Raw genomic sequence first — 25,306 nt, forward strand, 5'->3', positions numbered from 1 at the left:
GATTGAAATTTGGAATTTAGTCTGTCGTGTAAAACGGTTATAAGGCTTATTCCTAGATAAAAATATATAAACATGCACGCAAAAGTAAAATATGCAGCTCTGGCTTTCAGTCTGCTTCTGAGTTACTCATCCTGTAGTAACGAAGAGGTCATAGCTGATAATGAAATTGTAAAGAATGGTATTCAGTTGAGGGTCGCTGGAGTATCTGAAAATATCAGGCAGTACTCCGAATTGTATGCTTTTAACGGACAGTCTCCAAATTTGGATTACTTCAATCATATGCCATTGAATATCGAACGTACCCAGGAATATCTTAAGATGGATATGCTTGTCGGGAAATGGAATTTTGTGTTGGTCGGCTGCAATGAAATGGATATCCGTTCTCTTTTAAAAGCCCCCCAATTTACATTTGCCAAATCCGATATGCCCATGTGGGTAACTCAGCCTTCGGGAGGATTATTGCCTGATGTACCCGAGATTCGTACAGCTTTAATCGATGGGTTAACCATTGTAAAGGATCAGTCTCATGAAGCTACAGCTGTTTTAGATCGTAATGTTGCTAAAGTGCGACTAGTACTAAAAGACGGTGTCGGATTTAAATTAGGTGGAGGGCATACTTTCTCATTGATAAACGTTCCCACAAGTTTGTCATGGAGTGGAGGTTTATACCCTAATAAAACAAATCCTACTACGACCAGTATTCCTATGACAAAAGCGGCAACGTTTCATGAATCAGAAGATCAGGCGGGGCATCAGCAAAGTGATACTATTGATTTTATTATTCCTGCACATAAATCGTTATCGGCTGGAGATATAAGTACACACAAAATTTCTGTGGGGGTAAAACTTATAACTGCAGGAGGAACAGATTATATAAATGAAGTAGAAATACCTATTGTTCCACAGGATAATAAAATTCTGGAAATAAGTCTCATCGCTAAAGGAGGAATTGAAGTAAAGGTTGATGTTAAAGATTGGGCGACTGTATATTCTACCAATAACATAGATCTGTATACTATGACGCTTTCGGGCAACTCGGGGTATATAGCTACTTATGCCATGAATATGAAGCAAGAACGAAATTGGTGGGTAACGCTTGAAGATCCTACAAATTTTGAATTTGTCGATGAAAGTGTAACATTCGGACAAAAAACAGTTTCTCCTGTTAACATTCAGGTAAGACGTAAAACTGCAGGAGCTGCTCTTTCTACTAAGTTGAATCTTTTCATTTCGGGTTTAGATGGTTCTAAAGAGCAATATGATATCACCGGTTTAACAATATTAATACCCTAAAACGTTAGCTCATGTACTTTAGAATAAAGAATAAATATATCAAAATAATAACTTTTTTACTGATAATACTCTTTCTCCCTTCTTGTGCGAAGGAGCAGGATGAATTGGGAAGTTCAAAACCCATTGACGGTAAAGTGCAGATTGCTTTGCAATTGCCTTCGGTTGACACACCTGAGTTGAGAAGCACAGCTACCGATGAAGAAACTCTGGTTACTAATCTTTCACTTTTTATATTTGAAAGTGCCACAGGAAATAAAGAGTTTTCTATTCGAATAGATGTACCTTATACAGGTGCGTCTGGCGATATTGATATGAGCAGATGGGTTAGTGATCAGGTGATTATGGTACTCAATTCTGTAATATTATCAGATCTGGATAAATCGAGAAACATACATATAGTTAGTAATATAGCAGCAAATAAATTGGCTTCTGTTACTAACGAGAGTAGTCTGGAGGCTGTAATAACCGATGCTATTGCGGCAGAGATTGCGGAGCCTGATGCAGATAAACCCCTTTTGATGCATGGCGTTAAGAAGGATCACAATTTTATAACCGACGTTAGAGCTTCTATCTCTTTGGTGCGTAATGTAGCTAAAGTAAATATGACTGTTAATACAACCGATTTTACTTTTGGAGGAGTTAAGTACTTACTGGCTCCTGCGAATCAAAATCTATCGGTTAAGATGGCTAATGTTGCAGACCGTTCTTATATTGTTTCAGCTTTAGCTAGCCCTACTACAGCCAATTATATATCTTATGATTTCAAAACAGTAACACCTTCGGAAAGAGGAGTTGGTACAACGAAATCAACGGTTCATTCTTATATCAATGAGAATTTACGAACGACTTATGATGTGGAAAAGGATGCAACTTTTGTTGTATTGCAAATTCCTTATCAGAAGGAAGGAGATGTTACTGTGAAAACCGAAAATTATTATAAAATACTGATTAATCAAGAGAATGGTTATAAGATAAATCGTAATACGATATATGATATAACACTAAACATCTCTTCTTTAGGAGGAGAAACCGATGCATCAGCAAAACTGATTGATGGTACATTAAATATACTACCTTGGGATGAAAATACAATAATCTCAGATATCTCTCAAACTTTCCTTACTGTGAAAGAGACCGTGTTTAATATGGGAGTAAGTAAAGATTTTTATTATGCAACTAATGCAGAGACAGGTGATTGCTCTTTAGAATCGGGAGCAAGTTGGTTAACAGCCTCTTTTGATGCGACTAATAATATAAAGCTAACTGCTACGGGAGCAGACTATACGGTTCCGCGATCTACAACATTGAACATTAAGGTGAAGAATCTGACAAAGGTAATTACCGTGAATCAGACTCCGATTATTACAACAGGTTCGATAACATTAAATCCTCAAACGATCTATATTTCCGAATCTCCGACATTCAAGGATGTTGTATTGACGGTTGATCCGGCTACCTCCTCATGGATGAAGATAGATGGAGATGCTTCTATAGCTTCTTGTAATTATACTACGGGGACAGGTAATCAAACTCTTAGATTCACCAGAGGTGGCACTTATGATAATACAATTTATAAATTTTTAAATAAGAGTACTTTAGAGTACGATGAAGTGAAGGTTTGTAACTTAAATATGATAACTCCAGTTGATATTGTGGTGGCTTCTACAGGAGGTACGGTGACAAATACGGATGTTTCAGCTCTAGGAGGGGATGCAAACTGGGTAGTTGACTCTAAATCTTCATGGATTACCTCTGCAATAAATAATGGTGGAGATCTGACCTTTACAGCAGAAGCAGAAACCAGCTATATAGATAGAGAAGGATTTATAATTTTAAGGCATATTAATGATATAAATTTTAAGAAAACGATAAAGATCATACAATCTGCGAAAATAATTCCTATACCACCATTTGATTATTTGTGCGTTTATTATACTTGGGATTCAGCTGCAGGCAACGATTTAGATACCAGAACTGAATTTATAAATACAGGAATAAATGTTGGAGGTTCTATAGATGGTTGTGCTGTTGGATATGGAAGGTGTAATAGTGCGGGAGTCAAAAATTTCCTAAAGTGGGGAGCCGACAATACAAGCTCAGGAGGAGAATCCGTTCTGGTTGATATGCAAGCTTTATGCGTTGTTCAATATTTCCCCATTTTGCCTGCTATTATTAATTTAGATATGTATGCTACTTGGTATGGGGCTAAGGGAACCGGAATTATAACTGCTGAAGTTGTAGCTTGGCAGGGAGGAACAATGTCCTTAAGTAATTATGTCTGGAAAAATACGGGAGGTACCGAAGTGCATCGGAGTACAAGGCGAATGACTGTAACGCAAAGATATTCGAATTATAATTATCTGGCTCAATTACAGTATAATAAGAATACTCAGGCTGCAAATGTGGTATTCCAACAAGTTGAAACGAGAAATGCAGTTAGAATGGTCGAAGTTATAGACCCAAATTATCCGATAAGATTGCCTAATGAGTCGAAGGATGAATATTCAATACGGATAGAAGCATATAACGCTAAAAAAAGTAATCAAAATAAATAATTTATTCGAATGAAACAACTAATAATATATATCCTATTCCTACTGACAGCCACTTCGTGTGGTATGTCAGAGGACTCGGACATAATGCAAGAAGGAGATGTTGAACTTAAATTTGCTCTGGAGGTTCACGAAAATCAACTGGTTACTGCGGGTTTGAGGTCTTATGATGATAATTCGGTTCGCTGTATTGATCTCTTGATATTTAATGAAAACAATCAATTTATAGAAAGAGTCAAGGTCAATAATATTTCAGGAGGCGGAAATACGAAAACTTTTAGTCTTAGAATGAAAGCGACATCTTTATCGCGTACTTTTCATATTATTGCCAATGGCAGAAACGAAAATGATGCTGATATTGTAAACTTTAGCTCTGTTACAACTAATATGTTGGAAAGTGTTGCCATTCCTTCTCTAAAGACTAATATTTTGGCTGCACTAACATCTCCACAATTACCTCTGGTTATGTGGGGAAGAGTTTCTTCACCAAGTATAGCCTCAAATACTACTCTGGGAACAATAAATATGCTTAGAGCAGTTGCAGCTGTCTCTGTTGAATGTATTCCAGGTAATGCAAACAATGGTCTGAATGATTTTACTCTTACAGGTTTTACAATTCTGAAGAGTTCTAATCAGGCAAGAGTTGCTCCTACGGCCTATACAGTTCCCGCTACAACGCCATCAACTGTTAGTCTTATTGCCGGTTCAAGTTATATTGACTATGTAAATACTTCAGGAACGGGTGTTTGGTCATATGCAGCAGGTAGTACCACTCCCGACTTATATTTGTATGAAAGGACAAATATTTTGGATAATACAGGTTTGTCTGTAATTCTCAGAGCTAAATATAAAGGGATTGATGGGTATTATAAGGTTTGGCTGAAGAATGATACAGGGCAAGTTATTCATATAGTTCGTAATCACCGTTACCTTATTCAGATTACCAAAGTATTTGGTGCAGGCTATGACTCTCTGGAGAAAGCTATAACAGCAGATTACTCTGCAAATATTTTTACAGATATTATTGACAATGATAATGATATTGTGGATATGATTGCAGATGGGAAACATGAATTAGGGGTTTCGTCACCTTTTACAATATATGACAGTGGCTCAGCTACTATTGGAACTGTATTGAATACTAATACAGCAGCAACTGTAACAGTTACGGGCGATGTTGCATGGTTAACAAATCTAGCACTTACGGGTTCAGGAAATCGTAGGACAATAACAGGCACATTTGCTACTATTGAACTGCCGACATATAATCGTACAGGAACTATTACGGTCAGAGCCGGTAGTTTAACCCGAAAAATTACAGTGACACAATATCTTAGCTTATTTTAAACCCTCAATATGTTTTGTAGAATAACATAGTTTAATCTTATTGAGTATTGTTACTCGTGTTTCGTAAAAAATAAACAAAAACAGGTTCATGGAGAATATACAACAGATTTTGAAAAACGAAAAGTATAATGATAATCAGATCTACCTATATAAAGAGGATGAATATTGGTATGCATACGAACGTTCGGCATTTTATATGTTTTCGATCTGTTGTGTTGATGGTCTTTTTAAAGTAAAAGATTCAAGGATAGAAAATGTGATGCTTATTGCTGTATTGCTGAAAAGGATTCATAGCATGGAGAATCCTCATCTAACAATTCTTGAAGAATCAGAAAATCGGATGGTTATAAAATGCAGTACAACCTGCAAAGGCTTTTTACATTGGAAAGATCGGTTTTTGCCATTAATTAACCCATTGAAAGAAATGAATGAATATAATGAACATACAAACTATAGTTATGAAAATTAAAACTTTTTTACTTTTAGTCATATTGATCTCTTTAAGCTCTGTCAATGCACAACAATTAGGGGTAAGAGCAGGTGTGAACTTAAGTAATACTCAAGTCGAATTAAATGGGATCGATACAAAGTCATATGTCGGATTTAATATAGGTGCGATATCGGATTTTAATCTGCCGTTTGATGGCTGGAAAATAAATGCAGGGTTGTTGTTCTCTAATCAAGGGTTTGCATTGAAACAAGATTACGGAAATAATAGCGGGCTTACCTATAACTTTATAACTAACACTATTGAGGTACCAGTGAATGTGAGAAAGGAGTTTAATTTGCTTATAGTTAAACAGTATATTCAAGCAGGCCTATATTCCTCCTATGTCTTATCAGGGCGAGTAAAGGATGGAGATACTTCACATTCACTGGATTTCAAAAATAACTCCGATCGTTTTGATACCGGGTTTAGTGTGGGAATCGGTTCTTATCTGACTAAGAATATTCAGATATTAATTAATTACGATCATGGATTTACAAAGAGCGAAATAAATTTCGGAGATCAGGTTATAGCATCGAAGAATCGTAGATGGGGGCTTTCGGCAGGATACATGTTTTAAGTAAAAAAGAAGTAAAATTATAATGTTAGAATAATGTTTAATAAAAAAGCAAAAACAGAAACAATACTGGCAGATCGCACATACAGTGTCCTTTCTCAAGGGTTAACTCTTTCCGGAGAAATAAACACGAAGGATGATTTACGAATTGATGGGACTGTAGATGGCAATATATATTGTGAAGGAAAAGTAATAGTAGGACCCACAGGTTGTGTTACCGGCAATATCGAAAGCGAAAGTATCGAGCTGATGGGTAAAGTTAATGGCAATATAGTTGTACATGATATAATTATGCTCAAATCCTCATCTTACTATGACGGTGACATTACGGCTGTAAGTATCGATATTGAAGCCGGTGCTAATTTCTTCGGAAATTGTAGAATGAGTGATGCTTCGAAGCATGAACCAAAGCCAATACTTATCAACTCATAAGATATTGGTCATATATAAAGATATAGCATAAAATATTGTGCTGAAAAATAAGATCAAGTAGTGAAGAGTAGGGTAATTTAGAGTTTATCCTAGGTAGAGCCATGCCGACTGAGAAGTTAGCATGGCTTGTTTAAACACATAGTAATGTATCATATTAACAAATGGGTCAGAGACCTTAAAATAAGAAAAATGAAATTGTCCGATTTATTTATCCGATTTACCCTTTATATAAAGTTATTAAATAAAATCTCTTTCCAGAGATCATTAGCTATTCTCGTGATCGTTCTTTTGATTGCATCTTCTTGCTCTACATCAGATCATAAGTTTATGACACAGAATTTATTTATGCAAACAAAACGTGCCAATATAGTACTTCCTGATGATCAGATGAACAATAAAAGCAAGTCTTCTATTGCTTCAGAAAGGGTTACTTTTAGAAACTCAGGTTCAAGTGGTATAAATGGAGAGGTTGCTCTTAAAGATGGTCAAAATAAATTAGATACAAGTGCTGTTTATCGCTTGCCCGAAGTGGAAGTGAAAGCTCAGGGACGTTTTACAGCAGAACGTGACGGGCGTATAAATGTCGACTTTAAAATCATTGTACCTAAAGAAATACTATCAGATAACTGGCGTTTAGTTTTAAATCCCAAACTTCTGCATAACGATTCGGTTGTTTCTTTACAGAAAGTAATCCTAAATGGGCGAGGGTTCGTCGATAAGCAAAAACAAGACTATGATGACTATGATAAATTCCTGAAATCTATTGTTGATAAGTCGCAATATGACAGCATCTATCTGGATAGAGATAATATCTCAAGAGACATAAGGAAACGTCAGGAGTATTATTTTAATATCTATAAAAAAGATATGAAAGAGCAGATGGATTATGAGAAGTGGAAAACTAAGCGTGAGGAAGAGGATGCTTACATGGATGCTATGAAAATCAGATATAAAACAGAGCAATATCACCGTTATGCCCGTAAAGCCATAGACCATACTGTGCGAAATATGGTGGAGAATAAAGATACAACAGGCTTACATGCAAAGTATATGAAAGACTATGAACGGAAGACAAAGAAGCATATTTCCAGATATCTGGATGATTTTAGTTTTCACGGAGATAAAGATTCCTTAGAGTCTTTCAAAAAAGAAATGGAGCTGATGCGGGTTCCCAAGAAATACAGGGAATTATATGAAACAAATCGACAGATTGCTGATATTAATAATCATGTGTTTACATTAAAGGATTCTATTGAAATATCTAAGCACAGATATTTTTTTGATGAGATAGTACTCAATGAGCTTGCAGCAACAAGAAAAGATGAAATGTTCGAAAAGATGGTGAAGTTTCCTTATATAGAAAATAAAGCCGAAATCCGTCTGGATACTATAATTCCATCGGGCAGTAATTTTGTTTTTTATTATACACAAGAATATCCCGTAGTTGAAGGATTAAAAAAAATCCGTCTCACCATGGATAGTAAAATACAAGCTATTGATCGGAGTGAATATAAGCTACAAGGTGCCGATACTCTTTCATATTTTATAGCATCTTTGGCACAATTGGCAGATGTATCCCTGATAAGCAAGCGTACCGAACTGCATCGAAATCTATATGACCGTATAAGTGTATATACGAGGTATAAAACCGCTAAATCTGCGATGTTGGTTTATGAAATCGATTATCAGGATAATAGAGCTAATATGGATAAGTTTTTGGACTCATACCGTAAGTATATCAATTCTCCCGAATTTACAATTGACAGTGTTACTCTGATTGTGACAACGTCTCTAGAGGGAGATTATGAAGATAATTATGAGTTGACCTCTAAACGTGCCTTATCTGTAAAAAACTATTTGAAAGGAGCTTTACCCGATTCAGATGTTGAAAGTTTGTTTAAAATTAAACATAAAGGTGAAGATTGGAATACATTATTGGCTCAGATTAGGAAAACAGATGATATTGTAAATAAGGAAGATATTCAGACTATGTTGACAAATGCTGTATATCCCGATCAATGTGAGGAGGATATTAAGAAGCAGTTTCCTGCGGACTATCGAATAATGAAGGATTCTATTTATCCGTTACTGAGAAGAGCTGATTTTGTCATTGATTTGCATCGTACAGGATTAGTTTCGGATACGGTGAAAATTGAATATCGGTCGGATTATGAAGAGGGAATCCGCTTGTTGCAAGACCGCGAGTATTGGAAAGCAATTGAGATACTGGCTAATTATCCGGATTATAATACTGCTTTATGCTTAGTTTGTTTAGGATATAACAGTAAGGCATACGATCTGTTGACTAATTTAACTCCAACAGGTAACACCGAGTATTTACTGGCCATTCTTTGCAGCCGTATGCAGAAAGAGCGGGAGGCAGTAAGTCATTTGTTAAAATCATATGAACTAGATCCATCTAAAATATATCGTTCTAAACTAGATCCCGAAGTCACTGCTTTGATTCGCAAGCATAACTTGCAATCTCATGTAGACCGGATTCTTGAAAAGGAAAATCAGAAGACAGAAACTATCGATATAAAATGATTGATAAGACCAAGTTCCAATTAAAAATTAAGGAGGATACCAATTATTGGTATCCTCCTTAATTTTTAATCGAACTGCATATCTAAAATATAACTAGGATCTTATAAGTAAAAGAAAATATTTAATGACACATTTTAAAGGCATAACAACCTATCGCTGTTTTGCTTGCCAAAGCAATAAATAGTTCTGCGAACTTAGTTTCGAAAGGATTATAAAGTTTGGGCGTAATTTTGCTAATTTTGTATATGGTAAATAACTACCATGTAATAGACAGGTAAAAGCAATGAAACTTCTTCATACGGCAGACTGGCATATAGGACAAAACTTCTTTGGTTACGATCGTAAAGAAGAACATATATTTTTTCTTAACTGGCTCAAAGATCAGGTTAGGGAAACTCAGGCAGATGTTCTTTTGGTGTCGGGTGATGTATTCGATAGCCCCAACCCTTCGGCTGAATCTCAAAAGATATACTATAAATTCCTCCATCAGGTTTCGCTGGCAAATTCACATTTGCAAATTGTAATTGTGGCAGGTAATCACGATTCTGCAGGACGCCTAGAAGCTCCCAGCCCATTATTGGAAGAAATGAATGTTTCCATTAAAGGAATCGTAAAACGAACACCTGAGGGTGAAATAGATTATAATAATCTGTTAGTTCCATTAAAGAAAAACGGTATTACCGAGGCTTGGTGTATTGCTGTGCCTTACTTGCGGCAGGGAGATTATCCGCCTTCGGAGACTTACAGCAAAGGAGTGGCTGCTATGTATGCCGCACTTTATGATGAATTGGTGAAAGTTAAAGAACCCGCTCATCCTGTGATTGCTATGGGGCATTTGCAGGCGACAGGATCGGAGCTATCAGATAATGATCGTTCGGAACGGACTATTATAGGTGGTTTGGAATGTATATCGCCCGAAATTTTTGATAAACAGGATATTGTTTATACTGCTTTGGGACACTTGCATAAAGCACAGCGGGTGTCGGGTCGAGAAAATGTACGTTATGCAGGCAGTCCGTTGCCCATGTCTTTTGCTGAAAAAAATTACAAACAAGGAGTTAACCTGTTGGAATTGAATAATGGAAAACTCGAAAATATAGAAAGGATAGAATTTATTCCTCCTGTGAAACTGCTTAGTTTACCTAAAGAACCCAAATCTTTATCGGAGGTATTGGATGAATTGGAACTTCTGCCCGATGGTGAGATTACATTACAATCGCCTTATCTCGAAATAAAAGTGTCGATCACAGAACCCGAACCCTCGATGCGTCATCAGATAGAAGAATCATTGAAAGGAAAATCGGTTCGTTTGACTCGTATTGCCGCCATCACCACACGGAGAGAACGGGAAAGCCAGATAATGACTTATGAAGAATTACAAGCCGTTAATCCCTTAGAAATGGCACAAGAAGTTTTTCGCAGTCGATATGATAATGAGATGCCCGAAGAAATGGCGAAACTTTTGCAATCGGTAATAAGGGAGGTACAATCATGAAAATACTGGCTATACGAGGAAAAAATCTGGCATCGCTGGAAGGCGAGTTCGAAATAGACTTTGCATCTGATCCCCTAAAATCGGCAGGGATATTTGCCATAACAGGAAGTACAGGAGCAGGAAAATCAACCATTCTGGATGCTCTTTGCCTCTCGCTCTTTGATGATACCCCGCGTACCAACAATGCAGGCGAGAATATTCAGATTAAAGATGTTCAAGATAATACCATTAATCAGAAAGACAGCCGTAATATTTTGCGTAGAGGAACCATAGAAGGGTATGCCGAAGTTGATTTCATGGCTCTCAGTGGCGATAAGTACCGTTCGAAATGGATGGTGCGCCGTGCTCGTGGACGGGCTGACGGTGCTTTGCAAAAGACTGAGGTGCGACTCGAAAATCTATCTACAGGTGTAGAAGAACAAGGAACAAAAACCGAAATTCTTTTGAAAATAGTGGAACTTATCGGACTGAGTTTCGATCAGTTTACCCGTGCCGTTTTATTGGCTCAGGGCGATTTTGCCACTTTCCTGAAAGCTAAGCAAAGCGATAAGGCTGAACTTTTAGAGAAACTTACAGGAACAGAAATCTATTCTAAAATATCATCTCAGATCTATCAACGGACGAAGGAAGCCGAACAGGCTCTGAATCTGCTGAATGAGCGAATTAAAGATGTGAGCTTATTGACTGATGAAGAATTGGAAGCTTTGATTCAGGAGAAAATAATGCTCAATAAAGATTTAATTCCTCTAAAAAGCCAATCGTCAGCTATTGATAAAAAGCTGGCATGGATTAAGCAAGATGAACAGATCAGGCAAGAGGTGCTGCAAGCAGAGAATGAATTGAAAAAAGTGCATAGCCTTATCGAAGAAGCTAAGCCTCGTTACGAGTATATTTCGAAGATTGATCTTTCTCAGGAAATCAGAGATACTTATATTGAACTTTCTAATAAGCAGAAACATCTGGTCTTACAACAGTCTAATCTTTTTGAAAGAGAAAAAGAGCAGGCTGTTATTTCGGATCAATTGAAGCAAGCTGAGCAAAATCTGGCAACTTCGAAAATAGCTTTAGAGGAGCATGAGCAGAAATATACAACCACTAAGCCGGATATAGCAAAAGCAAGGGAATTGGATATTAAGATTCAGTCGGGAAAGGAAAAATTAGTTGAAGCGCAGAAAGAATTTGCAGTACAATCGGAACTGAAAACTAAGTTGGAACACCAGATTCAGGCATTTCAGAAAGATTTGAAAACAGGCGAGCAAATTTTAAATACTCTCACTCAATGGTTCGAGAAACATGACTCATATAAAGAGATTGTACCACGAATAGATTTGATTGTGAATCTGTTGAGTGATGCACAAGTCTCGAAATCACAATCTGTAAAAGCTTCCAATAGTTTGGAGGCGAATCTATCCATACTAAAGACCCGAAAAGAAAAGTTGGAGAAATCGGAAAAAGAATACGAAAGGCTAAACAATCTTTTGCCCGGTGAGATTCTGGCTTTACGTCTGAAATTAGAAGATAATGTACCCTGCCCTGTATGTGGAAGTACTCATCATCCGATGAAAAAGGCAGATTCTGAGAACGATGGTAATCTTCAGGAGAAAGAGTTAGAGCAAGCAAAAAAACTTCTGTTGGAAGCTATTTCTGTGGATAAAGAGCAGATCGAGGTTATACAAAAGGAAATAACTCAGTTAGAAACTTTAATCAAAAATTACAAGTCTCAATACAATGAGGCGGTTTCTAAATTGAGTGGGTATTTGCAGCATGTATCGGATTGGGAAATTAAATTAGAACAAAATAGTTTTCAATCGGAACTTTCGGAGATAGCCAATCAATGGAATCAAAGCAAGGAAAGATTAGATAAGGGCACTAAATACATCGAATCTACCACATTAAAGTTAGAATCTGAAAATAAGAATCTAGTAACCATTGTTGACGAGTTTAGTCGAAGAGAAGAGTTATTCAAGAATGTCACTTTGCTTCAAGAAGAATTAATCAAAGAACGAAGCACACTCTTGGAAGGAAAAAGTGTAGAGGAAGTTGAAACACTTTTTGAAACTTTACAGAAACAATTCTCCTCAAAATATGAGGAGCTGAGAACTCAAAAAGATAAACTGGAATCGGATAACGCCAAGATCGGAGGATTTATATCTCAAATAAAAGGTGAGATACATACCGAATCGGAACAAGTATTGAGTTTACAGGAATCGGTGCAGGATTGGATTAATCATAACGACTATCAGATATCATCTGAAATTCTAAATGACTTGATGGCTAAATCAAGGGAGTGGATTGCACTAGAAAAAGCATCTCTTTCTGATCTTAAAAATCAAGAACTGACGCTTAATGCAACTCTAAAAGAAAGGAATACCCGACAAACTAAACATGGGGAGGAAAAAGATAAACCCGAAGAGGGGCAAAATAAAGAAACTCTGACAGAACAGTTGTCCGAGATTGAAAATAAATCAGTTGCAATAAACAAACGCCTTACTGAGATTGAGGTGGCATTTGCTACCCACAATACAGGGAAAGAGCGTATAAAAGCTTTTGAGAAAGAGCTAAACGAAAAAGCTGCACTCTGCGAAAACTGGAAAAAGCTGAATGTTTTGCTCGGTTCTGCTGACGGAGGCAAATTTAAAGCCATTGCACAGGGTTATACTCTAGATATTCTATTGGTATATGCCAATAAGCATCTGGAGGAATTGAGCAAGCGGTATAAGTTGCAACGTATCCCGGATACTTTGGCTTTGCAGGTGGTAGACAATGATATGTTGGGCGAAATTCGCACGGTGCATTCTTTGTCGGGAGGAGAATCGTTTCTGATTTCTTTATCCTTGGCACTAGGTTTGTCGTCCTTATCGTCTAATCGGATGAAAATAGAATCTTTATTTATTGATGAAGGCTTTGGCTCATTAGATATAGATACTCTGAGTATTGCTATGGATGCTCTGGAAAATTTGCAAACACAAGGGCGAAAAATTGGCGTAATTTCGCACGTTGCAGAAATGACCGAACGAATTACTACACGTGTACAAGTTATAAAATCGGCTAACGGCAGAAGTAAAATAAGTGTGGTAGGGTAAAAGAAAATTCTAAAGGTATTATATAATAAAATCGAGATGCAAAATGATCTATAATAGATGTTTGCATCTTTTTTTTGTTGTGTCTCGTATCTGAAATTTTATTTAAATACTTCGTGTTGATTTGACAAATATAAAATTAATCCTATATTTGTTTATGTATGGGAACTTAGTTTTTATATGTGAATTTATTGGTGTTTCGTTCACATATAGAAACGTGAAAAATCTATTTTATGCGTGAAGAGGAAAAGCAAATTTCGATGATTACAAAATCATTTGAAGTATTGGAATTACTATCAAAGAATCCGTGTGGATTGACTTTGCAGGAGGTTGTCACACAATTGCAATATCCAAAGTCGTCACTTTATAAAATTGTATCTAATCTTCAGGAACTCGGTTATCTGGGGAGGGAGATGGATAGCTCTCGTTATTTTTTGTCTCGTAAACTACTGACTCTGGGGGTAACTGCTTTCAATAGCAGTAATATTATTGAACGTTCCAAAGAATACATGAAACTCTTACGTGATGAGGTGGGCGAGTCGGTAATGATAGGTACTCTTATTGATGACGAAGTTGTCTTGCTGGAACAAATAACAGGATCGCTGGACTTTGTGTTTACATTAAAGCAAGGAATGAAATTCAATCTTTATTCAACAGCACCCGGTAAGGTAATATTGGCTTTTTTAGATAAAAGCAAGCAAAATGAGATAGTCGATAATTTGCAACTCGAAGCGATAAATGAATACACAATCACAGATAAGGAATTACTAAAGCAAGAACTTGAAATTATTCGTCAACAAGGATATGCAGCAGATATCAATGAAACGGTGGAAGGTGTGCATTGTATTGCGGCTCCTATCTGGGATGAAACCAAGAAAGCTATTGCCTGTGTGTGGACGTCGGGGCCTGCGGGGCGTTTGCCAAAGAAAAATATAGAAACGATAGCTCAGCAAATCATAGAATGTGGACTGTCGATTTCGCATAACATTGGATATAGAAAAGTATAATAAATAAACATAACACGTAAAACATGAAAAAGAAAATCGCACTTTTAGGATGCTTAGTTGCATTAGCAGGTCAATCGGTTTTGGCTCAGAGTTTAGACAAAATGCAATGGTTTAATGAGCCTGAAAAATGGGAGGTTAAAAATAATACTCTCAATATGGAGGTAACCCCCAAATCTGATTATTGGAGAGTTTCACATTATGGGTTTACGGTAGACGATGCTCCGTTTTATTATGCAACGTATGGTGGCGAGTTTGAAGTAAAAGTGAAAATTACTGGAAATTATAAAACCCGATTCGATCAAATGGGCTTAATGCTTCGTATCGACAGTGAGAGATGGATTAAAGCAGGAGTTGAATTTGTAGATAATAAATTCAATATAAGTGCTGTGGTTACCGATAAGAAAAGTGATTGGAGTGTTCTTCAATTAGAGAAAACACCTTCGTTTGTTTGGATCAAAGCTGTAAGAAGACTCGATGCAGTAGAGTTTTTCTACTCATTGGATGATAAGAATTACATTATGATACGTAATGCTCCGTTTCAGGATAATATCCCTGTTATGGTTGGTTTAATGGCTGCAAGCCCCGATGGTGATGGCTTCAATGCGAAGTTTGAGAACTTCAAAGTGAATCAATTACCGGATATGCGTCGTCAGGAGTGGTTAAAGAATAATCAATGATTATTTATTGATATAACACGAAAAAAGGTAGAGCATAAAACTCTACCTTTTTCATTTTATATGGATTGAAAATTTACTCTTCTACTGGTACTATCAGATTATCGATATCTACACCCTCTATGGCTAGACTATCAACAGCTGTTGAATCTATCTCTACTCGCTTAGGAGTTTGGCACTGATAATTACGACTTATTGGCTGTTTAGGTTTTGGAAACTGACCTCTGTAAGCTGCCAAGTTTTTATCGGCTAGAACTTTTTCCATAAAATAACCGAATATAGGGAGGGCTGTTCTGCTTCCTTGACCCAAAGCCCCTGTTCTGAAATGGATGCTTCGATGTTCGCCACCTACCCATGCACCGCCCACTAATTTTGGGGTAACACCTACAAACCATGCATCGGAATGATTGGATGAGGTTCCTGTTTTTCCTCCAAAGTCGGTATCGAAGTTAAAGAGATTAAAACCCCATAGAGCTTGCGATGTTCCTCCCGGTTCAGAAAGTCCCGATCTAAGCATTTCTGTCATTAAGAAAGCTGTTTCGTAAGGTAGTGCCTGAGTTTGTTTCGGATCGTATTTATAAATGACTTTTCCGTTTCGATCCTCTATACGGGTAATCAGTACAGGATCGTGTGTCATACCATCGTTTATAACAGTACAATATGAGTTAACCAATTCCAATAGGGAAACATCCGATGCACCCAATGATACGGACGGTGTTTCGTTCAACGGAGTTTTTATACCCATTGCATGAGCTGTTTTAATCACGGCATCTATCCCTACCTCTTTGGCAAGCTGTACGGCAATTGTATTTATCGAACGGGCAAAGGCTGCTTTCAGATACATGGTATCGCCTGTATAGGTTGCATCCGCATTGCGAGGAACCCATTTTGTTGGCTTACCTTTATCTATTACATCCCAATCTGTATATTGATCGATGCGGGTATCACATGGCGAGAGTCCGTTATTGAATGCCGCAGCATATACAAATAGTTTGAATGTAGAACCCGGCTGGCGTTCAGAAGTAACTTTGTCATACTTCCACGATCCGAAATTTATATCGCCTACCCATGCTTTTACAAAACCAGTTTGAGGTTCCATAGCTACAAAGCCTGTGTGCATGAAATGTTCCATATATCGGATAGAGTCCATTGTACTGATGGTAGTATCACGTGTACCTGTTTCATAATCAAATACTTTGAGGCGATGAGGTTTATTCAGATAAAAATCAATAGAATCGGGTTGATTAGGAAACTTTCTTTTCAAATCTTTATAGGCTGATGTTTTCTTGGCAATATTTTCAATGAAACCGGGAATTTCTTTATGATTTTCGTCCTGCCAAGGGTTTTCATTCCCCCAATGACTATTAAAATTACGTTGTATAATACGCATTTGCTTGTCTACAGCTTCCTCTGCATATTGCTGCATCTGGTAGTCAACCGTAGTATATATCTTCAGTCCGTCACCATACAGGTCAACATCGTTCTCTTTACACCAGTCACTCAAGAAACTGGCAACCGCATCCTTAAAGTAAAGAGCCATACCGTTGGTATTTGTTTCCGTATTATTAGCCAGAATAATTGGAATCTGTTTCAACGAGTCGAATTCTACTTTTGTAATATACTTATTCTTTAATAGGTTACTTAGTACCACATTGCGGCGTTCCATACTATTCTCGGGATTTATACGAGGGTTGTATGTGGTGGTTGCTTTCAGTAATCCGACTAATGTGGCTGCTTGTTCTATGGTTATATCCTGAGGCGTAGTGTTGAAATAACTTTTACTCGCCGTCTTTATGCCGTATGTATTACTGCCGAAATCAACGGTATTGAAATACATGGTTAGTATCTCATCTTTGCTATAAAACATTTCCAGCTTTACTGCTAAAATCCATTCCTTGGATTTCATGATCACCATTTTTATTCCCGGTATATATCCTAATAATCCTGTCGAATATTGTGATCTTACCTTGAACATATTCTTTGCAAGCTGCTGAGTTATAGTACTCGCCCCACGAGCATTGCCTTTAAACATATCTTTAACGGCTGCAAATAATCCTTGCACATCTATACCGAAATGACGGTAAAAACGTTCGTCTTCTGTTGAGATTAATGACTCTCTCAGTACCGGAGATATTTCTTCGAACTTAACCGGAGTTCGGTTCTCTCTGAAATATTTACCCAGCAATTTACCGTCGGAACTGTACAATTCCGATGCAACATTTTGTATGGGAGCATTCACCTCCGATAATCCGGGGGATTTACCGAATAACCAAAGGAAGTTTATATCAACTAAAAAGAGGAATCCAAAAAGAGCTGCGATAAATGTAGCAAAGAGGATTGCAATTTTTTTATACCAGCGTGATTTTTTATAATAGGCAATATAATTGGCTACCCATTTTTTGATCTTGCCTTTTGTTGTAGAGAAAATATCTTTCGATATCTTAGTAAGTTTCTGAAAATCAAATTTTTTCATGAATTTTTTGATCGTAGTAATAAGACTGTAAATGTAATAAAATTTACTTCTGTATAATCATGCTTCTCTATTTTCTTGATTATATCAGTAGTTTTTAGATAAACACTTATAAGCGTGATATGTTGTACTTATTGTATCTTTACTCCATATTTTAGGTAGTATGATGTATATTATACTTTACAAAGCAATAAACAGGGTTTGAGACCTTGCTAAACAGTATGATTATGGAATTACGGACGGTTAATGTTACACGATATATTACTCCTTTGCGAGAAGGGGGGTCGTTACCTGCTTTGGCTGAGGCCGATGATGGGTTTAAATACGTTGTCAAATTCAGGGGGGCAGGGCATGGAACAAAGGCGTTGATTTCGGAGCTGATTGGTGGACAGGTTGCACAAACATTGGGTTTCCGTATCCCCGAGCTTGTTTTTGTGAATCTGGATGAAGCTTTTGGACGCAGCGAAGGGGATGAAGAGATTCAAGACCTGCTTCAGAATAGCAAAGGACTTAATCTGGGATTGCATTTTCTTTCGGGAGCATTTACATTTGATCCGGTGGTTACGCACGTTGATCCGAAACTGGCTTCACAAATTGTCTGGATGGATGCTTTCCTTACTAATGTCGATCGTACTGTCCGGAATACCAATATGCTTATCTGGCATAAAGAATTGTGGCTTATCGATCATGGTGCTACTCTGTATTTTCACCATTCTTGGGTCAATTGGGAGAAATATGCGGTAAGTCCTTTCCTTCAGATTAAAGATCATGTACTATTACCCTATGCCAGCCGGTTAGACGAGGTAGATGTTGAATTTAAAAAGATACTGACATCTGAAAAAATAGGTGAGATTGTAGATCTCATTCCAGACGAATGGTTGGAGTGGGGCGATGAAGGCGAAACGCCCGGTGATATAAAAAAGATTTATCTTCAGTTTTTAATTGAAAGGATAAATAATTCTCAAATCTTTGTAAAAGAGGCTCAAAATGCAAGAAAAGCACTTATATGAATATGCTGTAATTCGAGTTTTACCCAAGGTTGAGCGCGAAGAATTTATTAATGTAGGTATTATCTTATTCTCGAAACGAGCTAAGTATATTAAAGTACTTTATAAGATAGATGAGAACAAACTGAAAATGTTTTCGGATGATGTAGATATTGAAGAGATTGACTCTATTCTGAAAGCTTTTGAGAAAATTAGCTCCGGATCGAAGGATGGCGGAGTTATTGCCACATTCGATGTTCCGGAACGATTCAGGTGGTTGACTGCTGTAAGAAGTTCGTGTATTCAGACCTCAAGACCTCATTCGGGTTTTTCGTCCGATTTAGATCAGACGATTCAATGTCTTTTTCAGGAGTTAGTACTGTAAAGAACACTATTATTCCGATTGAGAGCCGATTGATATTGTGCATCTTTTAAGTATAAATCTTTTATAATACCATCTGCTACACCTATTATTGGGGTCTCTATTACTAAAGCTCTCGAAAGTTTCATTATTTTGAGATAAATATGAATGGCAGGCATAATCACTTCAGCTCTATCAAGACTTACTTTCAGGTTGATAACACGTTCCTCGTAACTCATACTGCGTAATTTACGATAGTAAGCTATAAGTTCTTCACGTTTGATGCGACCACAGCGGCGAAGTAACGAGTCGAGCTTGTTTATGTTACCTCCCGATCCTATTAAAGATACTTTCGGGAAATTCTTACAATGCTCCTCCATCCAATCTTTCATCGCATCCCATTCATTTTGCTCCAGTTCCGGTGTTAAAGTTCTTAGCGTTCCTAATCGAAACGATCCTGTAGCTATTTGTTCGTTTTTGTAAAATAAAATCAATTCGGTACTACCACCACCTACATCTGTGAAAATATATGCTCTGTCTTCATCTAAATATTCATCCATATTATTCAGTCTGATGTAGTGTGCTTCTTCTATCGGATCGATAATCTCGATATGTACGCCTGTTTTATTTTCTACATAATTAAGTACCTCTCTTGCATTTTCGGCTTCCCTTATCGCTGAAGTAGCACAGGCTCTCCATACTTCCACATCATTTACCGATATAAGCCCCTGTAAAGACTGCATCAGTACCATTAGCTTTTCTTTTTTCTGATCGCCTATAAATCCGGTCGAAAAAGTGTCTTCTCCTAATTTTAAAGGAATGCGTATCAGTTGATTTTTCTTAAAGTATGGTTTTCCTTTATAATCAATCACATCTGTAATTAAAAGTCGTACGGAATTTGATCCTATATCGATTGCTCCAAAACGTTTTGTATCCATATTTATGTTTTATTTTTTTACAACCGAAAATTACTCTTCTCAGATTACGTTCTAATTACTTTTTGATTGCAAGTATATGAAGTATTGTGCATGAATACGAGCAACGTATATAACGAAAAACAAGCGACTAATCACTAGGCACTTGTTCTTGAAATAAAAGTAGTATTTTATGATCTTATAATAATCTGCGTATCGAAAACCTAAAACAATCTAGGAACTAGTAATTGTAACCATCTGATACAAAAGTCCGGAATAATTATTACAAGCTTCCATCTATACAGTTAATATAAGGTGAAGTATCACTTTTTGATTAGAAAGGATTTTACCTGCTTGAAGCGTCCATCGTTAGGTGCCGGTTGTACACCCAGCAAATGTGCTAAAAGTGGATATATGGCTGTATTGTCGAATGTTTTTCCTTTATAGTTTTCTTTAAAATCGGGCCCGAAAGCAAAAAAGATGACTTGCATATCAGGGTAACTCGGATCGTATCCATGAGCTCCGATATTAGGCGATGGTTTAAAACCGAATTGCCAACCACAAGCAGGAATAACTACAATATCTCCTATATTTGGATTTGTTCCGTATTTGAGATTTTTAGGAACCTTATTCTTTCTATATACTTTTATATGGTCAATTTTAGACAGAGCTTGGAAGATAGAGTCCTGATTTTCTTTACCGGCAAATATAGATGTCGGATTATTTCCTACCGCTCGTTCATACCAAGAAGGCTTTAAATAATCATTGATGTTTATAAATCGCTCTTTCGACACATAAGTCATTCCGTGATCGGCTGTAACTATGAGGTTCACTTTATCGCTGAAAGGCAATTTTTCAATACCCTCAATCAATCTACCGATAAGACTATCTATGTGGTTTACCATCAATTTGGTTTCTTGTCCTGTAGGTCCAAAATGATGTCCCGAAGCATCAGGCTCATCCATATATAAAGTAATTAGACGAGGGCGATCATCTTCCTTTTTATTGAGCATGGCTAAAGCTGTATCAACCCTTTGTTCGAAAGTAAGCCGGGGTTGATCTGCCCATTCTTTGTAATAAGTAGGGTATGAGTTTTTGATATCTATATCCGAACCTACCCAATAAATACTGGCGGCCTTTACTCCTTGTCGCTGAGCCGTTGTCCAGATCGGTTCACCTTTATAATAATCGCGATTGTATCGGGTGAGAGAATCTCCCATACTGTATTGACGTTGGTTTGCTCTGTCCCAGAATACATTATTGACAATACCATTATGATCGGGTACAAGACCCGTAATCAGTGTATAATGATTAGGGAATGTAGAGGCAGGGTAGGATGGGCGCATAACAGCACTTACGCCTTTTTGAGCCATTTTATCGAAATTAGGTGTTCCGTGTATTTGGGGATAATCCCATCTGAAGCCATCCAGAGAGACTATTATTGTATAGTGATCATTGTTCTGAGAGTTAAGATTAGAACTGAAGTTTAAAATAAATAGAGTAATTAATAATGTGAAAAATCTGTTCATGATTTATTTATTTTTATTCGAAGCGATGATGAATTTCTTTTCTGCTGTAATAGGTCTGTTATTGCAAAAGTAATGAATAGAAAAGAACTGCCTTTAAAGAATAAGACAGAAAAAACGAATATTCGATTCTTCTGTCTTATTGATTAAGTATCGAGTATATCTCTTATTAGAAAATATATCTAACTCCTATTTGTGAACGCCAGCGTGAATTATAATCAGAGATGTTGTATAATTTATCGCCTGCTGGTTTTGAGAATTGGAATGTTGGTACCCCTTCTGCACTAACACTAGATACAGTTATAGGAGAGTATGAGTATCCAGGAGAGTTATATATTCCCCAAGCATGATTCAACAGATTTCCAACATTCAAGATGTCGAAGTTTACTTGTAAAGTATGACGTCTTCCAGAAACGTTGATGTAGAAATCTTGTGCAATATGAAAATCAAAGTGGTGTTCGAAAGCACTTCTCAATCCATTTCTTTCTACATAATGTCCTTTTTTATCTCTGATGTCTTTATTACTGTTGATCCATTCGCCTAATGCTGTGCGTTGTTGATCGGCTGAACTGGTAACAGCTCCGTTGGCGGTTATATCTTTAAATTTCATATTTGCCAACTCTGCATCGGTTGGGATGTATAACACGTCGTTACCTGATGCTCCATCGTTATTGATGTTATTTTTGTAAGTTACCGAGTAATTCGATCCCGATTGACCATTGTAGAATAAGCTCACTGTTGTAGCAAAATGTTTTGCATATTCTTTTCTGTATGAAACTGTTCCGATAATACGGTGAGGAGTATCAAAATCAGAATAAGATAATTCAGGGTTATTAGGACCTTGCCAGTTTTCGTTATATTGCCAGTTAGAAAGAGCTTGGCTGGATGTACCGTCATTTATACCTTTAGAGCGTCCGAAGGTATAAGCTACCATTGCATTTAATCCGAAATCAAATTCTTTTTCCAGTTTTCCTGTAATACTGTACGTATATCCTTTACTCGAATTGGTTAGATAAACGATACCTGTATATTCCTTAGTGTATGCTGTATTAGTTGCAGGATTTATGGTCGGTTGATATAAAGGTCTTTGGTCACCACCATTATTTAAGAACTTACCGCTTTCTTCAACAACTAAGTTTTTGTACATTATATTATTCATCGTTTTAGAATACAATCCTTCTATCGAAGCCCTGAATCCTGCACCTAAATTTTGGTCTACAGCTAAATTGACCCGGAATACTTGTGGAAATTTGAAATCTTTATCTACTACATCAATTTCTGACGTTACAGTTTTTGAAGGAGTATATTGCTTAGTCGGGTCTATTTGGAATCTGAACCCGTCTGCCATTGCTGCTGCCATATCTGCCGATTGTAGTCTGGTACGACTATATTCTACTCCTGTATTAGAGAAACTATTTGATATCCAAACAAAAGGCACACGTCCGGTGAAAATACCCAATCCTCCGCGAAGTAGGGTGTGCTTTTCTTCATCAGCATTCCATCTGAAACCTACACGAGGCGAGAACATTACTTGTGTCTTAGGCATTTGGTCTGTTGCTACTCCATATTCTTTGGCAATTGCAGAAGAATTGAAGGCCTCGTTTTTACCCGGTTTATCAAGAAATATAGGTAAATCAATTCTTAAACCATAAGTTAAGTTGAATCTGTCGCTTACAGTCCAGTCGTCTTGTGCGTATAATCCTATCTGTGCAGCACTGAAAGAGGGTGCCCAATTTTTACTTCCGGTAATGTCTTCGCGAGAGAATGAATAGTTATACTCATAAGGAGCCTTTTCGTTAGCAGTACCTACCGATAAGAAGTCTTCCATAGAGTTATATGTATAAGATCCGAAGTTTTCTCTGATGAAAAGGTTCTTCATTTTGAATAACTCATTATGTGTACCGAAGGTAATGGTGTGATTACCTCTATACCAGGTAGTATTATTGGTCAATGTCCATACATCCTGATCTAGTGAATTGGCAGGAGAATAGCGTTCGGTCCCCAGTTCAATACTGCGAGAGTTCTCAAGATTTATTTTTACATAGGGTAATGCCTGACCCGAAAATTCACGGTAATCACGCACACGGGTATATCCTACACGAAATTCATTGAACCATTCTTGAGATAATCTGGAGTTTAATTCGGCTACAAATGAATTTGTTTTGTTATTCATATTGTATCCGTTGTCATTTAAACGAAGTGCATTTGCCGAGTTTGAGAAGTTAAGCTGAGAAGCTTCCAGATAACTGTATCGTATAGTTGCCTTGTGTACTTTATTGATATTCCAATCTAATCTGGCTAATAATTTAGTCGCTTTGGTGTTTATGTCTTGCTGACCATATCCTCCTCCGTTGTATCCGCCTGTCAATGACGATAGTTTTTGAATAACCTGATCCGCTTCCGCTTTAGTAATATTAGAACCTTCTCCTACATTATAAGAAGATGGATAAGTTTTTTCTACTTTTTCAGCATTCGCGAAGATGAATAACTTATCTTTTACGATAGGTCCGCCAACTGTAAAACCATAAGTCTTTTCTGACTGATTAGTTAATTTAGTTCTGTTTTCAACATCTTTTCCGGCAGTTTTACCAACAAGATCCTGATTGTTGAAGTATCCGTAAAGAGATCCGTGTACAGTATTTGTTCCCGATTTTGTGATCGCGTTGATACCGCCCCCTGTAAATCCGCTTTGACGTACATCAAAAGGTGCGATAACGACTTGAATTTCTTCAATTGCATCAAGTGAAATAGGATTTGCACCCGATTGTCCCCCGTTAGTACCGCTTGAAGCAAGTCCGAAAGCATCATTATTAACAGCACCGTCAATCTGAAAACTGTTGTAACGATTGTTACTTCCTGCAAAAGAAAGTCCCGATCCTGATACAACTGCCTGAGGTGTCAGTTTTGCCACATCATATATACTACGAGATACAGTTGGCATGTTTTCGATTTGTTGCCTATTGAAATTGCTTGCTGCTCCTGTTTTGTTTGCGTTAAATTGAGATACCCCTGTAATTACCACCTCATTCAGCAGTTTGCTATCCTGATCAAGTTTTATTTGTACATCGAAGGTTTCTCCCAAGCGTAAATTAATTCCCGATTGAACATACTTATTAAATCCTAGTAATGAAACTTCTAAAGTATATGGCCCGCCTGTTCTCATTCCCTGAATAAGAAAACGTCCATTTTCATTAGCTGTACCATAATAAGTGGTTCCCGAAGGTGTATGAGTTGCAGTTACGACAGCTCCGGGTAAAACGTCTGTTTCATCAAAAACTTTTCCCGATAGAGAAGCTGTTGTTACTTGTGCAGATATAAATGAATTTATACCTGTTAAGAGGATGATGAGTAAAAGAATAAATTTTTTCATACATTAATTTAATTTATACATTTTGTTAGTACAAAAGAATAGCATAACTATTTCGTTAATGCGAACGATTGGTTACGTTCCAGTTAATTAACGTTGTAGTTAGTCTGTCTGTATGAGAAATATTCGGTCCTTATTTACGTAGTTAAGATGCAAAGATCTGTAAAAAAAATGAGTAATATTTAACTTTG

General features: G+C 37.1%; 17 protein-coding genes. 13 read left to right on the forward strand and 4 right to left on the reverse strand.

Annotated elements, in window-relative coordinates; all coding sequences use genetic code 11:
• Window positions 1-72: 72 nt before the first annotated feature.
• The 11 genes from G7050_RS10070 (at window position 73) to G7050_RS10120 (ending at window position 15,494) form a co-directional block, all read left to right on the forward strand.
• Complete coding sequence (locus G7050_RS10070; RefSeq protein ID WP_166114760.1) at window positions 73-1,293, forward strand: FimB/Mfa2 family fimbrial subunit; 1,221 nt, start codon at window positions 73-75, stop codon at window positions 1,291-1,293.
• 11 nt (window positions 1,294-1,304) lie between these two features.
• Window positions 1,305-3,848 carry a BACON domain-containing protein gene (locus tag G7050_RS10075; protein WP_166114763.1) on the forward strand — a complete coding sequence of 848 codons (2,544 nt, stop codon included), beginning with the start codon at window positions 1,305-1,307 and terminating at the stop codon, window positions 3,846-3,848.
• Between the two features lie 9 nt (window positions 3,849-3,857).
• The gene (locus G7050_RS10080) at window positions 3,858-5,192 is read left to right on the forward strand and encodes a FimB/Mfa2 family fimbrial subunit (protein WP_166114766.1); all 1,335 of its coding nucleotides are present in this window, start codon (window positions 3,858-3,860) and stop codon (window positions 5,190-5,192) included.
• An 88-nt stretch (window positions 5,193-5,280) separates the two neighbouring features.
• Complete coding sequence (locus G7050_RS10085; RefSeq protein ID WP_166114769.1) at window positions 5,281-5,661, forward strand: hypothetical protein; 381 nt, start codon at window positions 5,281-5,283, stop codon at window positions 5,659-5,661.
• Window positions 5,651-6,259 (forward strand): porin family protein, encoded by a 609-nt coding sequence (locus G7050_RS10090; RefSeq protein WP_166114772.1) that lies wholly within the window; start codon window positions 5,651-5,653, stop codon window positions 6,257-6,259. Before G7050_RS10085 ends, G7050_RS10090 begins: the two co-directional genes overlap by 11 nt.
• Before the next feature lie 33 nt (window positions 6,260-6,292).
• Window positions 6,293-6,688, forward strand: coding sequence for a polymer-forming cytoskeletal protein (locus tag G7050_RS10095; RefSeq protein WP_166114780.1), 396 nt, complete (start codon window positions 6,293-6,295; stop codon window positions 6,686-6,688).
• A 327-nt stretch (window positions 6,689-7,015) separates the two neighbouring features.
• Window positions 7,016-9,235, forward strand: a complete 2,220-nt coding sequence (locus tag G7050_RS10100) for a hypothetical protein (protein WP_166114783.1) — start codon at window positions 7,016-7,018, stop codon at window positions 9,233-9,235.
• Window positions 9,236-9,518: 283 nt separating this feature from the next.
• Window positions 9,519-10,730, forward strand: coding sequence for an exonuclease SbcCD subunit D C-terminal domain-containing protein (locus G7050_RS10105; RefSeq protein WP_166114786.1), 1,212 nt, complete (start codon window positions 9,519-9,521; stop codon window positions 10,728-10,730).
• Window positions 10,727-13,813, forward strand: coding sequence for an SbcC/MukB-like Walker B domain-containing protein (locus G7050_RS10110; RefSeq protein ID WP_166114789.1), 3,087 nt, complete (start codon window positions 10,727-10,729; stop codon window positions 13,811-13,813). The genes G7050_RS10105 and G7050_RS10110 overlap by 4 nt, the downstream gene beginning before the upstream one ends.
• Before the next feature lie 230 nt (window positions 13,814-14,043).
• Window positions 14,044-14,817, forward strand: coding sequence for an IclR family transcriptional regulator (locus G7050_RS10115; RefSeq protein ID WP_166114792.1), 774 nt, complete (start codon window positions 14,044-14,046; stop codon window positions 14,815-14,817).
• Window positions 14,818-14,840: 23 nt separating this feature from the next.
• Window positions 14,841-15,494, forward strand: a complete 654-nt coding sequence (locus G7050_RS10120) for a DUF1349 domain-containing protein (RefSeq protein WP_166114795.1) — start codon at window positions 14,841-14,843, stop codon at window positions 15,492-15,494.
• A gap of 73 nt (window positions 15,495-15,567) precedes the next feature.
• On the opposite strand, the gene G7050_RS10125 is transcribed toward G7050_RS10120, so the two are convergent.
• Window positions 15,568-17,964, reverse strand: coding sequence for a transglycosylase domain-containing protein (locus tag G7050_RS10125; protein ID WP_166114797.1), 2,397 nt, complete (start codon window positions 17,962-17,964; stop codon window positions 15,568-15,570).
• A gap of 224 nt (window positions 17,965-18,188) precedes the next feature.
• Between G7050_RS10125 and G7050_RS10130 the strand changes: the two genes are divergently transcribed.
• Window positions 18,189-18,971 (forward strand): HipA family kinase, encoded by a 783-nt coding sequence (locus G7050_RS10130; protein WP_166114799.1) that lies wholly within the window; start codon window positions 18,189-18,191, stop codon window positions 18,969-18,971.
• The gene (locus G7050_RS10135; protein ID WP_166114801.1) at window positions 18,949-19,332 is read left to right on the forward strand and encodes a DUF3037 domain-containing protein; all 384 of its coding nucleotides are present in this window, start codon (window positions 18,949-18,951) and stop codon (window positions 19,330-19,332) included. The genes G7050_RS10130 and G7050_RS10135 overlap by 23 nt, the downstream gene beginning before the upstream one ends.
• On the opposite strand, the gene G7050_RS10140 is transcribed toward G7050_RS10135, so the two are convergent.
• From G7050_RS10140 to G7050_RS10150, 3 genes are all read right to left on the reverse strand, one after another.
• Window positions 19,314-20,246 (reverse strand): hypothetical protein, encoded by a 933-nt coding sequence (locus G7050_RS10140; RefSeq protein ID WP_166114803.1) that lies wholly within the window; start codon window positions 20,244-20,246, stop codon window positions 19,314-19,316. The genes G7050_RS10135 and G7050_RS10140 overlap by 19 nt on opposite strands.
• A 299-nt stretch (window positions 20,247-20,545) precedes the next feature.
• Complete coding sequence (locus G7050_RS10145; protein ID WP_166114805.1) at window positions 20,546-21,751, reverse strand: ectonucleotide pyrophosphatase/phosphodiesterase; 1,206 nt, start codon at window positions 21,749-21,751, stop codon at window positions 20,546-20,548.
• Between the two features lie 166 nt (window positions 21,752-21,917).
• The gene (locus G7050_RS10150; RefSeq protein ID WP_166114807.1) at window positions 21,918-25,118 is read right to left on the reverse strand and encodes a TonB-dependent receptor domain-containing protein; all 3,201 of its coding nucleotides are present in this window, start codon (window positions 25,116-25,118) and stop codon (window positions 21,918-21,920) included.
• Between the last annotated feature and the right edge of the window lie 188 nt (window positions 25,119-25,306).

Source organism: Dysgonomonas sp. HDW5A, from assembly GCF_011299555.1.
Lineage (GTDB): Bacteria > Bacteroidota > Bacteroidia > Bacteroidales > Dysgonomonadaceae > Dysgonomonas_A.